This window comes from Stenotrophomonas sp. KH_029, from assembly GCF_057839765.1.
In genome coordinates, this window is sequence record NZ_CM174498.1 from 2,153,241 (window position 1) to 2,169,552 (window position 16,312).

The 16,312-nt window shown below is 63.1% G+C and carries 10 protein-coding genes; 7 read left to right on the plus strand and 3 right to left on the minus strand.

All coding sequences use genetic code 11. The annotated features are described in order from the left end of the window. Positions 1-34 precede the first annotated feature (34 nt). Positions 35-442: a DUF4124 domain-containing protein gene (locus tag AC3ITM_RS09870; protein WP_489269998.1), complete on the plus strand. Its 408-nt coding sequence runs from the start codon at positions 35-37 to the stop codon at positions 440-442. Positions 443-479: 37 nt separating this feature from the next. Here the strand turns inward: AC3ITM_RS09870 and AC3ITM_RS09875 are convergent, their stop codons facing one another. Continuing rightward, positions 480-743, minus strand: a complete 264-nt coding sequence (locus tag AC3ITM_RS09875; protein ID WP_489269999.1) for a DUF3653 domain-containing protein — start codon at positions 741-743, stop codon at positions 480-482. A 267-nt stretch (positions 744-1,010) separates the two neighbouring features. Between AC3ITM_RS09875 and AC3ITM_RS09880 the strand changes: the two genes are divergently transcribed. Both AC3ITM_RS09880 and AC3ITM_RS09885 read left to right on the plus strand, forming a co-directional pair. Continuing rightward, the gene (locus tag AC3ITM_RS09880; protein WP_489270000.1) at positions 1,011-4,817 is read left to right on the plus strand and encodes a hypothetical protein; all 3,807 of its coding nucleotides are present in this window, start codon (positions 1,011-1,013) and stop codon (positions 4,815-4,817) included. Between the two features lie 325 nt (positions 4,818-5,142). Further along, the gene (locus AC3ITM_RS09885; RefSeq protein ID WP_489270001.1) at positions 5,143-6,321 is read left to right on the plus strand and encodes an HNH endonuclease; all 1,179 of its coding nucleotides are present in this window, start codon (positions 5,143-5,145) and stop codon (positions 6,319-6,321) included. 367 nt (positions 6,322-6,688) lie between these two features. Here the strand turns inward: AC3ITM_RS09885 and AC3ITM_RS09890 are convergent, their stop codons facing one another. Then, positions 6,689-7,690, minus strand: a complete 1,002-nt coding sequence (locus tag AC3ITM_RS09890) for an extracellular catalytic domain type 1 short-chain-length polyhydroxyalkanoate depolymerase (protein WP_489270002.1) — start codon at positions 7,688-7,690, stop codon at positions 6,689-6,691. 88 nt (positions 7,691-7,778) lie between these two features. After that, positions 7,779-9,182, minus strand: a complete 1,404-nt coding sequence (locus tag AC3ITM_RS09895; RefSeq protein ID WP_489270003.1) for a GntP family permease — start codon at positions 9,180-9,182, stop codon at positions 7,779-7,781. 180 nt (positions 9,183-9,362) lie between these two features. On the opposite strand from AC3ITM_RS09895, the gene AC3ITM_RS09900 reads away from it, so the two are divergent. From AC3ITM_RS09900 to AC3ITM_RS09915, 4 genes are all read left to right on the plus strand, one after another. Further along, complete coding sequence (locus AC3ITM_RS09900) at positions 9,363-11,537, plus strand: TonB-dependent receptor (RefSeq protein WP_489264644.1); 2,175 nt, start codon at positions 9,363-9,365, stop codon at positions 11,535-11,537. Positions 11,538-11,548: 11 nt separating this feature from the next. After that, complete coding sequence (locus tag AC3ITM_RS09905) at positions 11,549-12,427, plus strand: alpha/beta fold hydrolase (RefSeq protein ID WP_489264645.1); 879 nt, start codon at positions 11,549-11,551, stop codon at positions 12,425-12,427. Then, on the plus strand, positions 12,424-12,906 hold the full coding sequence (locus tag AC3ITM_RS09910; RefSeq protein ID WP_489264646.1) for a MaoC family dehydratase: 483 nt from the start codon (positions 12,424-12,426) through the stop codon (positions 12,904-12,906). Before AC3ITM_RS09905 ends, AC3ITM_RS09910 begins: the two co-directional genes overlap by 4 nt. A 69-nt stretch (positions 12,907-12,975) precedes the next feature. After that, on the plus strand, positions 12,976-16,311 hold the full coding sequence (locus tag AC3ITM_RS09915; protein ID WP_489264647.1) for a hybrid sensor histidine kinase/response regulator: 3,336 nt from the start codon (positions 12,976-12,978) through the stop codon (positions 16,309-16,311). Position 16,312: the final 1 nt, after the last annotated feature.

Here is a 16,312-nt window from a genome sequence, read left to right on the forward strand (position 1 = left end):
GGCTTGGTATGCTCCCCCCAGCTAAGGGGGCTACATGGACGTGAGAGCTACTATTTTGCTGGCGCTGCTATGCGCTGGATCGGCATCTGCACAGCAGGTGCACAAGTGCATTGACGGCGGCAGGGCCATCTATCAGTCGGCCCCTTGCGAAAAGGGCGAATCGGTCAAGTCGTGGGATGCAGCCCCTGATCGGCCTAACCCTTACCGACAGGCGCGCATAGACCAAGCGCGGCGTGAACTTGAGCAGCGCAACTACGCTCAGTCCTACCAGCAGCCTCGGAACGCTGGTGTTCAAGGCGCGGCGATTACGCTGCACCAAGACCCGAACAGGTGTCAGGCAGCAAAGGCACGGCGCGCTGCGGCGTACAAGGCTGCCGGGTTGCACCGGACCTTTGAGCTTAGCCGCCAGATGGACGATATGGTCTACAGCGCCTGCAAGTAGCCGGGGGTGTAGGGGCATAGCCCCTACGGATGCGCCTTCATCCAGCGGACTGACCGAAATGGCGCTCCCGGAAGTCGCCCAGGTCCACGACAACGACCTTGACCATCTGGCGCTGACCAGCTTTTCGCGTGCCGGCCTCGGCCTTGCGCCGGGAGGCATAACCGGCCAACCTCAGTTCCATCTGATCCCGCCACGCCAAGCCGGCCAGCCGCTCCGGGGTCATCCGGTCGCCATCGGGGCTCACAAGGTAGTTGCCGCGAACGCTCCAGCCCGCAAAGGGGCCGGTCAGGTACTGGTGCATGCGTCAATGCTCGATTTGTCCTTGGCCCCAAGCTGAGGCAAGAGCGATGCCAGCAGCAGCTTGAGCAGGCCGCCGTAGTACCCCAGCCGGGCCGCCCAACGATTTAACATAATATACATTATGCGAAATCAAATATTCAACATCTTTGCGGTTCCTCGCGGCTATAACTACATACAAGTGCCTCAGCCAGTCGCCCCCCATCACTCGATCTGAGCTCTGCCTTTGTAGGACTGGCCGGCGACTCACGTGCCCTGAGACAATCGTCACATGCACCCCCTCTTTCATATCCAAACGAGCCACATCCAAGCCTTGGACGACAGTCAAGCCAGGGAACTCTTGGCTCGCCTGTGCCGCTCCCAAATCCAGCGCGCGGGTTTGGATCCCGCTACGGTGTTCTGGGGTGGAAACCAGCGCGCCAGCGATGGCGGGGTCGATGTCCGGGTCGACTGCCAACCTGCAAGCGGCGTGGGTGGAGGCTTGGGGCAAAGCGTTGCCATCGTTCAGGTCAAAGCCGAGCCCTTTGGGCCCGCGAAGGTCACCGCTGAGATGGTACCCGACGGGGTCATTCGGCCCTCGATCGTTTCATTGGCCGCTGAGGGCGGCGCGTACGTCATTGCGTCCACCCGCGACGATCCTGCGGACCCTAATCGGCGCAAGCGGGTCGCAGCTATGGAGCAGGTGCTCGAGGCCCATGGATTGACTGGCATGCTCACGGTGGACTTTCTCGGCGCGCGACAGATCGCTGATTGGGTCGAAGCATTTCCATCGCTCGCGGTTTGGGTGCGCAGCAGTGTCGGAAAGCCAATTCAGGGCTGGTCTGGCTACGGTCCGTGGGCCTATAAGGAAACGGACCAGAACGCCGAGTTCGTGGTCGGGACCGAGCCTCGTGTCTTTGCCCCCGGCTCTAGTGAAGGGATGGCCGAGCTTCAGGCCATTGAAGCGATACGGCGTGACTTAGCGACCGGTGGGACAGTGCGACTTGTCGGGCTGTCAGGCGTTGGTAAGACGCGTCTGGCGCAGGCCTTGTTTGATCCTCGCATTGAAACCCAGACCCCTGCTCTATCCCAAGATTGGGCGATCTACACCGACATCTCGAACAGCCCCGATCCATCGCCCGAGATCATGATCGATGCCCTGGGTGGCTCCAGCACACCGACAATCCTGATAGTCGACAATTGCAGCCAGAAGTCGCATGCCGCGCTAGTTGAGCGCAAGGCTAAAAGCGCCTGCACGCTAGGCCTTCTGACGATCGAGTACGACATTCAGGACGATTTACCTGACGAGACAACTTTCTACAGGTTGGAAGGGGCTTCTGACGAAACGATGTCAAAGCTCTTGCGAGTTCGCTATCGGCACCTTTCACTTAATGATGTCCACACCGTCATCGCAGCCAGCGATGGCAATTCTCGTCTTGCCTTCGCGCTGGCCTCCACCTCCAAGCACACCGATGACCTGTCTTCGCTAAAAGATACCGCTCTATTCCGGCGCTTGTTCGAGCAGTCTCAAGGCGCTGGCGATGAGCTACTACGCTGTGCCAAAGCCGCAAGCCTGATCTATTCATTTGATGGCGAGGATCTATCTCCCACCTCCGAAATCGCAATCCTTGCCGGCTTCGCCGACACTACGCCTGCCGACTTCCGGCGCAACATGATCGACCTTCGTCGACGGGGTCTACTTCAGGAGCGCGGTAGATGGCGTGCCCTGCTCCCGCACGCAGTCTCCAACCGCTTGGCGGCACTTGCCTTGGAGGAGTACCCGCAAGCAGATTTGCAGGAACGGTTGTTTGTTTTGGCCCCAGAGCGGGTTCGGACGTCATTTGCACATCGCCTGAGTTTTCTCCACGCCTCTCCGATTGCCGTGGCTCTGGTATCCAGTTTGCTGTCGCCTGGGGAGAGATTATCTGACATCGTTCGATTTCAAGGCAATGACTTCTCCATATTCCTGCGCCTAGCCGCTGTTGTGCCAGCGCTAGCGCTTGCTGCTATCGAGCGGTTTGCAGCCACGCAGGATTCTGGCAATCACCATGAATATGAAGTGGACAAGCTAGCCCACCTAGTGCAGTCCATTGCCTATGATCCCAAGCTTTTTGACCAGTGTGTTCATGTCTTACTTGCCCTCAAGCCACTTCAGTTCAAAGATCGACAGGCTGGGCAGCCGAAGTTGGACCATTTGCCCCCCCTTTTTCAGCCCTACTACTCAGGCACCCTTGCGCAAGGCGCGCAGCGTGCCCCCCATGTAAAACGCCTGCTTGCATCTAGCAATTCCGCAGAGGTGAAGGTCGGGATCGTGCTGCTCGGCGAGTCCCTCAAGGTGCGCCACTTTCGTCCTGCCTCGCCTTTTCACTCTGGAGCCCGTACGCGTTCTAACGGGTGGTGGCCAAAAAACGCAGAGGAACATCGGGGGTGGTATCTGCTTTTCCTCGAGATCGCTGAGGACTATGCATTCCGCATTGATGAGTTCGGAAGTCAAGTTCGATCAATTTTGGGAAAGGCCATATTCGGCTTCGCCCACGATGAAGTGCTTTCTGGGCGAATCGCAAAGATCGCCCCCCGTTTGATTGCATGCGATGACTGGCTGCCTAGCATCAAGAGCCTGAACGATCTTCTTAAACACAAAGACCTTAGTATCGAAACTCGGGAAAGAGCCATGGCATTTAAACGGCTCATAGCCCCGAAAGATCTGCGCGCTAAAGTTCATGCCGCCACGTCAATGCGCGACGCCATTGAGGACGAGGAAGATGACGAAGATTTTCTTGGTGCTGAAGCCCGGGCTGCCGCAAATGGCGAGCGTCTAGGTCAAGAATTGGCGGCAGATGAATCGCTGCTTAGGAACATGCTTCCGACCCTACTTGATGGCGATGCCAAACCCTACACCATGTCTATTGGACGAGGGGTCGCGATGGCAACGCCAGACCCATCCTTCCTCATAAGCGAAATTAGAGCGGCTGTTATCGCTAGCGGTGGAACTAGACGCCTCGCTCCGACCTTTATCTTTGGGCTAATAGCTGCATGGAACGAGCAAGACGCTGCAATGACCAGCTCCCTGCTGGATGAGGCAGTGAATGATGATGCGCTTAGCTCATGGCTGCCTACTCTTCAGCTTGCCACTCCAATGAACAGCAAAGGCGTACAACGTATTAGGCAAGCCCTAGCCGCTGGACGTTCTCCGTTATGGCGTTACCAGCAGCTTGGTCACGGTGGCGCGCTGAAACCTGTTTCAGTTCCCGAGATCCGGTTGATTCTGAGTGACCTCGCCTCGAAGGGGGCTGAAGGTGTGCATGTGGCATTGGACGTGCTGCACATGATCATCTACAGCGCTGAAGAACGAAGCTCGCTCGAGCAAGAAGCGCTTGGTCACTACTGCCAGGATTTCCTGGCGCGCGCAGATTGGCCGAGTCTGGATCATGCTGGCGAGCGCCTCGACTACGAGATTGAGGAGTTGATTAAGTTCGCTGCGAAGCACTCCAAGACATTTAATGACGTGCGAGCAGTACTGTCGCAAGCAGTCACGGCTCGCACCCTTCACCCTCGTTACTTGCCCAGCACCACGGGCAACTTCCTGTCCCCAATCCTGCGTCGATACCCCCATGACGCCCTGAACTACCTGCTCGATCTGGACGATCCTCAACGGCATCAAGTTATGGGGGACTTAGTCATGGAAGAGGATTTAGTAAATACGCGCGGGAGGATGGTTTCTCCGATCTCCGATGACGCGCTTGTTCAATGGTGTGCCAAGGATCCGCGCCATAGATTTTTGCTGGCTGCACGGATCTGTCAGTTGGATGGAGAAGAAGGTGGTGGTCCGATAGTTACGCAACGTCTTTACGAGCTTGCACCGGATAAGGGCGCGTTCATGGCTAAGCTTGCGGAGCGCGGTTTGGCATCCGGCAGTTCAGAGCGCCAACTTACCATCCTGCGGAAACTAATTTCCGTTATCACATCGTTTTCTACGCAGCCTGGAACGCCCGAGCATAAGGTTCAAGAGAGCACAATTGGACGGATTAAGTCCCATATCGATGCATGGGAACGGTTGTTCGCCGATTCTAGGCGAGGCCGTGATGAGGCCTTTGAATAGTTGCTACCACTATAATTCCTGGTTTGGCGACTGGGCGAAGACGCGTTCACGTACCGGACCGTAGTCAGCAGAGCGCTCAAGCTTGCGGGCGCGTGCTTCTCCCTGCCCCGATGAATCTTCCTGCCCGCTGCCCGCTGCCCCGCCAAGTCCAGGTCAGATGGAAAGTGGATCAAGCTACGTCAAAAGATCCTTGTGCCTCAACTGCGAGCCGTAACGTTTACCCTACAGGCATGGGTTGCCGGCCTTCAGGTAGCTGAGATGCCTGGCAAGCAGCCCTTCCCTATCCCTCCAGACACGAAGAGCCAATTTGGCGATGAGGCTAAGCATGTTTGATTGTCTGTATTGCGCGGAGACCAAGTCACAAGGTGACTCTAGCTTGGAACATGCTGTTCCCCAGTTTCTCGGAGGAGATGCTGCACCGAAGCGCTTTCATTTGACCAACGTGTGCACACGTTGCAACAACATCCTAGGTTTGTTTGTGGATGCCGCTTACGCCAAGGCTTGGGCTACGACCAATGCACTAGCTAGCGCGGCTCGGGTCCTATGTATGTCGGAGAACGATCCGGGATTGCCTTTCTCCTATATCGGGCATGCACGTATTTCAGGCCTTACTATGCCAGAAGGACATGTCGCCGAGCATTGGATCGGACCATTTGGTGAGACGCTCATCTGGGTGCGGCCACATGATGATCGCATGGATGTATACGCTGGCGGAAACCCCATCGACGCTAAGCGAAAATCCTCCGTGGCCTACTTTTTCCCAACTCGGGCCGACGAGGTTGGGCTTCAGCTAGGCTTGGCCAGTCTTCATCGAATGTTCGCGAAGAAGCGCGTTCGCAAGATATTGGGCGCAAAGATCGTGGATGCGAACGGGGTTGAGTTAGTGGACACTCTGCCTGGTTTTGATCTTCCCGGCCCGATTGGAACCATAGCGCTGGAAGCCATCCGTGCCCAACTCAACTCAGGAACGATGCACGCTCGCGCGGGCATGGCCATGCAATTCGATCACAGATTCATCTGTAAGCTCGCCTTGGGCATCGGTTACGGGATATTCGGCGAGGCGTTTCTGCAAGAACCCAACACAGAGGAACTTCGTCGGGGTCTTTGGCCGCAAAAAGGCTATAAGCAGAAGCCTCATGTGAGGGGCGCCGCGACATTTGCGGCGGACCCCTCAATTGCGAATCTCACCCACTACCCAGGCACTGTCGTTCTCTGGATTCAACGCGCAGGTGACCACTGGTCTCTGACACTAACTCTAGATCCAGCGCTCACATTCACTGTTGCGCTGGCACCAACCACACTGACCTCGAATGGCATCGATTTGAACGAACCATATGCACTGATCTTGGTGCCCTACTTGGAGCTGGCTTTTGAAGTGACCGGTGCCGAGATGACCGGTCACAGGCTCGGCCACTCCTCTCACTCTGGATTAGATGTCATCGATCTGCGCCGACGTGATGCGGAAGCGTTCTGGGCGCAATTGCTGCCAGCCAGTAGCACATAGATCTCGATCGCCGCGCCGTCTTATGGATCGCTCTGAGGCTGCTGGGTTCTCATCAGGCTGTGTTTAGTATCGAACGCTGAATCGCCGGCTGATGGGATGACACGGGCTTGCTCCTCGTATGCCGTGTACCGAGTTCTCTGCTCTATCTCCGAGAAACATCCCTAATCGCGACGTTGTCACTGCCACCCCGGCAGAAAATGGTCTGGGCGAGAGCCAAGTCGCTCCCCATCGCAGTGAAACCCTAGACCCCTGGATATCCCCAAAAGGCCAAACACCCGTGCGGGAGCAGTCAGCTCCCGCACTGGCGATCACTCCCCTCCCCTCACGTCCCTGCCCCGCCCATTGACCGCTCTGGCGATCCCTGTGCTCAGCGCAGGTGATCCTTCAGGAACAACCAGGTAATCAAGGTCGCATCCGGCCCCTTGGGGTCGGTAAACGGCAACCCGGACTGGCTCCCGCTCCACGCATGCCCCATCCCCTGCACGACGTAGTGCTGGGCCAGGGTCTTGCCGCCGTAGGTGTAGTTGTAGACCGTATAGGCATGCCCGCCCGGCACCTGTCCGGCGATGGTGCTGGTTGGCTGGTACTTCACCGAGTCGTTGTCCTGGCCGTCATCGGCCAGGTCGTTGGTCTGCAGGAACTGGCGCACGGCCTGCTGTCCGTTCACCGGGTTGACCGTGGTATCGACGGTGCCATGGAACACCAGCAACGGGATCGGGCGCGGCGACGGCGAGCCCGAGCACTGCCAGGCCAGCCGCCCGTTGCTGTCCGGCGAGTAGATGCTGCCGGCCAACAGCGCGTAGGCGCTGCCGGATACCGTGGTGGCGCCCTTGTACATGCCGCCGGAATGCACCGCGCCGGCGGCGAACACGTCCGAATAGCAGGCCAGCATGATCGAGGTCATCGCCCCGCCGGCGGAAATGCCGGTGACGTAGACCCGGCGCGGGTCGACGTTGTAGTCCGCCTTCACCTCGTCCACGATCCCGGCCAGGATCGAGGCCTCGCCGCTGCCGCGCGCCTGGTTGATCGGCAGCTGCCAGTTCCAGCAGCGCGCCGGGTTGGCGGTGAGGTTCTGGCGGGGGTACACCACGATGAAGCCTTCGGTATCGGCAACTTCGTTGAAGCCGGAGGCCTCGCCCATCAGATTCGGCCCGGTGACGCAGCCGTGCAGCACCAGCAGCACGGGCAGCGGCTGGGTTTCCTGGTAATCGGCCGGCACCCACACCTGGTACTCGCGGGCACCGAAAATATTGCCGTACAGGCCCACATCCCAATGCCCGGGGCTTGCCGCAACGGCGCTGCCCGCCGTCGCCAGCCAGGTGCACAGCACCAGTAGTGCGGTCTTGATCGAATCGATTCCAAATTTCATAGCCAGATCCTCATGCGTGAGTCGTGGATGAAGTGGTACCGGAAATCCTCGTGGACCCGCCTTCCCGAGGGTTGCTGCGACGCCGCTGTCACACCCAGCCGGTGGCGTAATAGATGCCGATCACCACGAACACCGCGAGGGTCTTGATGAGGGTCACGGCAAAGAGGTCTTTGTAGGCCTGGCGATGGGTCAGCCCGGTCACCATCAGCAGGGTGATGACCGCACCGTTGTGCGGCAGGCTGTCCATGCCGCCGGAGGCCATCGCGGCGACGCGGTGCAGTACCTCCATCGGGATGCCGGCAGCCTGCGCATTGGCGATGAAGGTTTCCGACATCGCCGCCAGGGCGATGCTCATGCCGCCGGACGCCGAGCCGGTGACGCCGGCCAGGCCGGTCACCGTGACCGCTTCATGCAGCAGCGGATCCTTGATCGCGCCCAGTGCGTTGGCCACCATCATGAAACCCGGCAAGGCGGCGATCACCGCACCGAAGCCGTACTCGGACGCGGTGTTCATGGCGGCCAGCACCGCACCGCTGATCGCGGTCCGGGTGCCGTCGGCAAACTGCGTGACTACCGGCCGCCAGGCCAGCGCCAGCACCGACAGGATGCCGACCAGCAGCGCCCCCACCACGGCCCAGATCGCCCCGATCTTGGCCACGTCCTGCACCACGGGCGCGGCACTGCCCAGGATCGATGGCACGAAGCTGTGCTCGCTGCCATACCAGTGCGGCATGCCCAGGGTGAACAGCTTGTTGGAGACGAACACCAGCAGCAGCGGCAACATGGCGATGCCTGCATGCGCCAGATGGGTGCCGGCGAACGGTGCCGGCTCATTGACCAGGGTGGCCGGGTCGCCGTAGCCCTCGCCATTGCGCGCCGCGGCGCGACGGCGCCACTCCAGGTAGGCCATGCCCATCGCCAGCACGAAGAGGCTGCCAAGCGTGCCCAGCACCGGCGCTGCCCAGGTGTCGGTGCCGAAGAACGTGGTCGGGATGATGTTCTGTATCTGCGGGGTACCCGGCAGCGCATCCATGGTGAAGCTGAAACCGCCCACCCCCAGCGTGGCCGGGATCAGCCGCTTGGGGATATTGCTCTGGCGGAACATCTCGGCCGCGAACGGATACACCGCGAACACCACCACGAACAGCGACACCCCGCCATAGGTGAGCAGGCCCGATACCAGCACGATCGACAGCATCGCCCGCTGCGGGCCGAACAGCGCGATCGCCGCGCCGACGATGGACCGGGAAAAGCCGGACAGTTCGATCAGCTTGCCGAACACCGCGCCCAGCAGGAACACCGGGAAATAGAGCTTCAGGAAGCCGACCATCTTGTCCATGAACAAGCCGGTGAACATCGGCGCCACCAGCGAGGGATCGGTCAGCAGCACCGCGCCGAGGGCGGCGATGGGCGCGAACAGGATCACGCTGTAACCGCGGTAGGCCACAAATATCAGGAAGCCCAATGCGGCTAGGACGATCAGTAACGACATGGGGCGCTTCCAGGTAGGGACGCGCCCAGTATCCGGATCTGGTCGGCGCTGCCGACTGGACCTAGGTCCACTCGCCGGTGCGCCACGGCACCGGTAGCCTGCGCTCCATGGGTGGCATTGGGCCATCTGCAACGTATTGCCTTGGGGGAGGACCGAATGAAACGGAATTGTCTGAGTCTTATGATCGGCGCGCTGCTGGCCTCCGCGCCGGCACTGGCGCAGCAGGCGCCACAGGCCGCGCCGACGGCAGGCAGGACCGCTTCGGCCACCAATCTGGACAGCATCACGGTCACCGCGCGCAAGCGCGAGGAAACCCTGCAGGAGGTACCGATTGCGGTCACCGCCTTCACCTCCGAAGCCCTGGACAAGATGAACGTGCAGGACATCAGCGACCTCGACGGACAGGTGCCCAACCTGACCATCTACGCCGCGCGCGGTGCCAGCAGCACGGTGACCGCCTATATCCGCGGCATTGGCCAGTCCGATCCGACCTGGGGGGCGGACCCGGGCGTGGGCATCTACCTGGACGATGTCTATATCGCGCGCCCGCAGGGTGCGCTGCTGGATGTCTTCGACGTATCGCGCATCGAGGTGCTGCGTGGCCCGCAGGGCACGCTGTATGGCAAGAACACCATTGGCGGCGCGATCAAGTACATCTCGCGCGGCCTGCCCACCCAGACCGAAGGCTTCGCCCAGATCACCGTGGGCAACTACAGCCAACTCGACGCCAAGGCGGCCATCGGCGGCCCGCTGGGCGGGCCCGACAGCGGCCTACGCGCGCGCGTGGCGGTGGCCAGCATGAACCGCGATGGCTTCGGCGAGAACACCTTCAACGGCCAGCCGATCAGCGACAAGCAGATCAATGCGGCGCGATTGAACCTGGGCGCCTATGCGGGCGACGATTTCGACGTGCAGTTCGCCCTGGACTGGATGGACGACCAATCCGGCATGCGTGGCTCCAAGATGCTGGCACCCAATCCATTCCTGCGGGCCTACCCGCCGATGGATAGCCGCTACGACATCCGCTCGGGCATGCGCAACCTCAACAGCGTGGAGACCAAGGGGGCCTCGGCCACGGTGAACTGGCGGCCCAGCGAGGACGTGGCGGTGAAGTACGTGGTGGCCAAGCGCGAATCGGACAGTGAGGCCAACATCGACTTCGACACCACCCCGGTCAAGCTGGCCGACGTGGGCGGTACCTACAGCGACAGCCAGGTCAGCAACGAGGTGCAGGTCAACTACGATGCCGGCGGCCGCGTGCGCGGCGTGGTGGGTCTCTATCAGTTCAGCGGTGAAGCCGGCGGGCAGATCCAGAACAACTACTTCAGCGCCCAGTTCGCCGACAACCAGGGCAAGGTGCTGACCGACAGCATCGCGCTGTATGCCGATTGGACCTTCGACCTGACCAGCAAGCTCAAGCTGGATGTGGGTGCCCGCTACACCGACGAGGACAAGCGCGCGATCGTGCTCAACCGTCTGTATTCCGATGCGACCTTCAGCCGGCCGGTCGCGGTGACCGCGAACTTCGACAAGAAAACCAACTTCAAGAACGTCTCGCCCAAGGTGTCGCTGGACTACCAGATCACCCCGGACATCATGGTTTACGGGCTGGCAACGCGAGGCTTCAAGTCCGGCGGGTACAACATCCGCGCCAATGCCGTGGCGGTGCCGCGCTCGGCCGAGCCGTTCGATGACGAGACCGTCGACAGCTTCGAGATCGGCAGCAAGATGGCCTTCCTCGACCAGCGCCTGTTCCTGAACCTGTCGGCGTTCCACAACAAGTACAAGGACATCCAGCTGTCGGTGTTCACCGGCATCGATAGCAATGGCGATGGCGTCGATGATGCCTTCTTCGGCGACTTCACCAATGCCGGCTCAGGCACGGTCAACGGCCTGGAGATCGAGTACCAGTACCTGCCCACCCAGCACTGGCTGATCTCCGGCAACCTGGCCTGGCTGGACACCAAGTACGACGAGTACATGGACCGCGGCATCAACGTGGCCGACCGCATGAAGTTCACCAATGCGCCGGATTTCTCCGGTGCCCTGAACGTGGAGTACCGCACCGCGCTGGGCAATGCCGGCAACCTCTCGGCACGGGTGAGCTACAGCTACCAGGGCGAGGTGTGGCCGACCACCGACCTGAGCCCGGTCATTCGCCAGGAGGGCTATGGGCTGGTCAATGCCGGTGTGATCTGGAAGCTCGACGACGCCTGGACCTTCTCGCTGCAGGGCACCAACCTGGCCGACAAGGAGTACCGCACCACCGGCTACAACATTCCGGCGGTCGGCACGCTGATTGGTTTCTATGGCCCGCCACGCCAATATAGCCTCAGCGTCCGTTACGATTTCTAGGAAGCACCTGCATGACGCCGTCTTACCATGACCTGTACTGGAACAGCAGCGATGGCCTGCGCCTGCATGCGCGCGACCATGCACCGGCGGCGGGCCAATCGGCCCGCGGCACGGTGGTCTGCATTCCGGGCTTGACCCGCAATGCCGCCGACTTCGATGCCCTTGCCCAGTCGCTGACCGCCGTCGGTTGGCGCGTGCTTGCCGTCGACCTGCGTGGGCGTGCAGGTTCAGCACGTTCGCCGGACCCTTCCGCTTACAACCCGCGCGCGTATGCCGACGACATGGTGGCGCTGCTGCAGTCGCAGAACATCGACAAGGCCGTGTTCATCGGCACCTCGCTGGGCGTGCTGGTCACCATCACCCTGGCCTCGCGCGCGCCGGAACGGGTTGCCGCCGCGGTGCTCAATGATGCCGGCCCCAAGGTGCCGCGCCAGGCCCTGGCGCGGATCGGCAAATATGCCGGAAAGCCGGTGCCGCCGATGGATCTGGCCCAGGCCACGGCCTATGTGGAATCCATCGGCAAGGCGGCGTTCCCGCGCTTCACCGGCGATGACTGGCGGGCGATGGCCTCGCGCAGCTTCCGCCGGCGCGAGGATGGGCTGCTGGAACTGGACTACGACCCGGCGATCATCCGCACCACCCGGCCGTGGGTGTTGTGGCTGCTGCGCCCGGTGCTGTGGCGCGCGGTGCGTGCGTTGACCGCGCGCGTGCCGGTGCTGGTGGTTCGCGGGGCGTTGTCGGACATATTGCCGGCCGATGTCGCGCGGCAGATGGCGGCGACCTCGGCCAGCGCCCGCCTGGTCGAAGTGCCCGATGTCGGGCATGCGCCCACCCTGTCCGAACCCGAGGCGCGTGAGGCCATCCTGGCCTTGCTGGAGCGCGTGCGATGAGCGCCGCCGTCACGGCCACTGAACTGCCCGCCGCCCTGCAGGCCCTACAGCAATGGGCGGCGAACGAGCGGCTGAGCGGCAACACGCGGCTGGCGCAATCGCGCATCGACGCCTTCGCCACCGCCACCGGCGACCACAACTGGATCCACGTCGACCCGGCCCGGGCAAAGGCCGGATTGCCGGGCGGGCAGACCATCGCCCACGGTTTCCTGCTGCTCTCGCTCACCGTCGAAGACGATGTGGCTGCCCTGGCCGGCTTCCCTGGCATCGCCCACGTATTGAACTATGGCTTGAACAAGGTGCGCTTTCTGGCGCCGGTGCCCAGCGGTTCGCAGGTGCGGGTGCGCTCGCGGCTGGTGTCGCTGGAGGCACGCCATCCCGGGCAATGGTTGCTGACCCAGCACAAGGCGGTGGAAGTGGTCCCCGCTGGCGAGGTGGCACTGGTGGCCGAACAACTGTCGCTGATCGTGACCGCCTAGCCCCGCCCTGCCCCACCGCGCATGGCCGGCCTGCTGCCGGCCGGCCGCGGTTCTCTCTACACTGGAGCGATGTTGACCCCCTCCATCGTCCTGTTCGCCTGCCTGGCATGGACCGCGCTGCTGTTCGGCGTGGCCCTGTGGGGGGAGCGCCAGGGGCACCGGCTTGCCCGGGTCTGGCCGGCCATCTACGCGCTGTCGCTGGGCGTGCACTGCACGGCATGGACCTATTACGGCGCCGCCTCGCAGGGCGTGCAATGGGGCTTCCCGATCCCGCCGACCCTGATCGGCATGGCGCTGATCTTCTCCTTCGGCCTGCCGTTCCTGGCGCGGCTCGGGCGGCTGGCCAAGCAGCACAACAGCGCCACCATCGCCGACCTGGTGGTCGCGCGGCTGCGTGCCGACCAGGGGCTTGGGGTCACCATCACCCTGGTCGCCCTGTTCGGTATCATTCCCTACATCGCGCTGCAGCTCAAAGCCGTCAGCCAGGGCCTGCGCGCCCTGCTCGGCGATGCAGTCGCCAGCAGCGCGTGGCAGCTGGACATGTCGTTCTGGTTCGCGCTGACGATGGCGGCGTTCACCATGCTGTTCGGTGCGCGCAAGGCGTCGGCCACCGAGCACAACCGCGGCATCGTGGTCGCGCTGGGCCTGGAGTCGATGTTGAAGCTGGTGGCGCTGCTGGCCATCGGCGTGTACGCCGGGGTATCGGTACACCAGGCCGGCACGCCCCTGCTGGAAAAGATGGTGCATCTGCCACCGCCGGCGGTCATCCCGGATTTCCTCACCATGGTCGCGCTCGGTGCGATGGCGGCGTTCACCCTGCCCCATCAGTTCCATGTGGGCGTGGTTGAACTGCGCCAGCCCTCGGACCTGAAGACGGCGCGCTGGCTGTTCCCGCTCTACCTGTTGTTGATCGGCCTGCCATCGGTGCCGATGGCGCTGTCCGGTGCCGCACAGTTGCCGGCTGCGGTGTCGCCGGACCTGTACGTGCTGGCCCTGCCGCAGGCGCGCGGCCACCACCTGCTGGCGTTGCTTGCCTACCTGGGCAGCCTGAGCGCTGCCACCGGCATGATGATCCTGTCCGGGTTGACCCTGTCGATCATGCTGGGCAACCACGGCGTGGGCTCACGCCTGCTGGGCGGCGTGGAGGGTGGGGTTACCCCCGCCGACCTGCGCCCGCGCGTGCTGGCCTTCCGTCGCGCCGGCATCCTGGCGGTATTCCTGATGTCGTGGCTGTACAGCCGCGCGATGAGCGGCACCGAGGCGCTCAGCGATTTCGGCCTGATGTCGTTCACCGCGCTGTCGCAGCTGGCGCCGGCGGTACTGTTGGCGGTGTACCGCCCGCGCACGCCCTCCCCGGCCATCATCGCCGGCATCGCGCTGGGCTCGCTGGTCTGGCTGTGGCTGGTGCTGCTGCCGATGGTGGTCCCGGACCGGCCGCCTTCGGCCGGCCCCGACGGGCTGCACTGGCTGGCGATGTTCTCGCTGCGCGTGCAGCCGGGCCATATCGCCTTCAGCATGGGCGCCAGCCTGGCGGCCAACCTGGTGACCGTGGTGCTGGTGTCGCGTGCGGTGCGCCCCTCGTTGCCACGGCGGAGGGACGCGGTGGCGGCAGCCTCGATGCGCAAGACGGCCGGTCGCTTCCTCGGCCAGGAACGGGCACGGCAGTTGATGGACGGGCACGCCGGGCAGATGCTGGATGACGACCGGGTCACCGCCATCGAACGTGAACTGACCGCCGTGGTTGGCGCGGGCATGGCACGGTTGCTGGTGGAGGCCGCACGCGATGGCGGCGCCGCGCCATTGGAGGCGGTTACCCGTGCCGTCGGCGAAGCCACCCAGGTGCTGCGCTTCAACCAGCGCCTGCTGGAAGCCGCGCTGGAGAACATGAGCCAGGGCATCAGCGTGGTCGATGCCCAGTTGCAGCTGGTGGCCTGGAACAGCCGCTATGCCGCGCTGTTCAAGTTCCCGCCGGAGCTGCTGCAGGTGGGGCAGCCGGTGGTCAACCTTACCGCGTGGGCGTTGGGCCAACTGAAGATCGGCGATATCCCCGGCGACACCCCCGACAAGGCATTGCTGCGCCGCGTGGCGCACATGCGCCGTGGCACCCCGCATCTGTCCGAGCGGATATTCCCCGACAGCACCATCGTCGAAATCCGCGGCAACCCGATGCCCGGTGGCGGTTACGTGGCCACCTTCACCGATGTCACCGCCTTCCGCCGCGCCGAAGACGCGCTCAAGCGCAGCAACGAAACCCTGGAGCGCCGCGTGCAGGACCGCACCGCCAGGCTGGAGCAGGCGGTGCACGAGGCCGAACGGGCCAACGTGGCCAAAACACGTTTCCTCACCGCGGTCGGCCACGACCTGATCCAGCCCTTGCATGCGGCGCAGTTGCTGACCGACGCGATGTCCCAGCACATCGAATCGGAGTTCCTGGACAGCTTCCTGCGCCAGATCCGCGGCGCCCTGGATTCCACCGACGACCTGCTGTCGGGCCTGCTGGATATTTCGCGGCTGGAAGCCGGCGGACTGGTGGCCGATCCGCGCCCGTTCGCGCTGTCGACCGTGCTTGATCCGCTGGCGCAGGAGTTCGCCGTGCTGGCAGCGGCGCGTGGCCTGCAGTTCCGCCATGTGCGTACCCGCGCCTGGGTACACAGCGACCCGCTGCTGCTGCGCCGGGTGCTGCAGAATTTCCTGGCCAATGCCATCGGCTACACCCGCCGTGGCGGCGTGCTGCTGGGTGTGCGCCGCCATGGCCACACGCTGCGCATCGGCGTGCATGACAGCGGCCCGGGCATCGCGGCGGAGCAGCAGGCGGTGGTGTTCGAGGAATTCCACCGCGGCGACCGCAGCAATGGCCAGGGCCTGGGCCTCGGCCTGGCCATCGCGCACCGGATTGCCGGCCTGCTGCATGCACCGCTGGACCTGCACAGCGTGCCCGGCCGTGGTTCGGCCTTCTCCATCGGCGTGGCGCGCGCAGCCCCGTCCACGGCCCCGCGCACTGAACCCACCGCCGGCGGCAACAGCACCATCAAGGGCATCCGCGTGCTGGTGGTGGACAACGACCCGGACGCGCTGGACGCATTGCGGCAGATGCTGCTGTCCTGGGGTTGCGATGTCATCGCGGTGCGCGACGCCGGCGCGGTGGGCGCGTCGGCACGGGAGGCGGTGCTGTGGCTGTTCGACTACCACCTCGATGATGGCGATACCGGCGTCAAGCTCTGGACGCGCCTTGTCGCCGCCCATGGGCAGCGGCCCACGGTGATCCTCAGCGCCGATACCGGCAGCGACACGCGCGAGGCGGTACGCGGGGTGGGCTTATCGCTGCTGAACAAACCGTTCAAGCCGCTGGCGCTGCGCTGGGCGATCAACCACCTGCTGGCAAACCCCGGCACGGCAACGAGCTGAG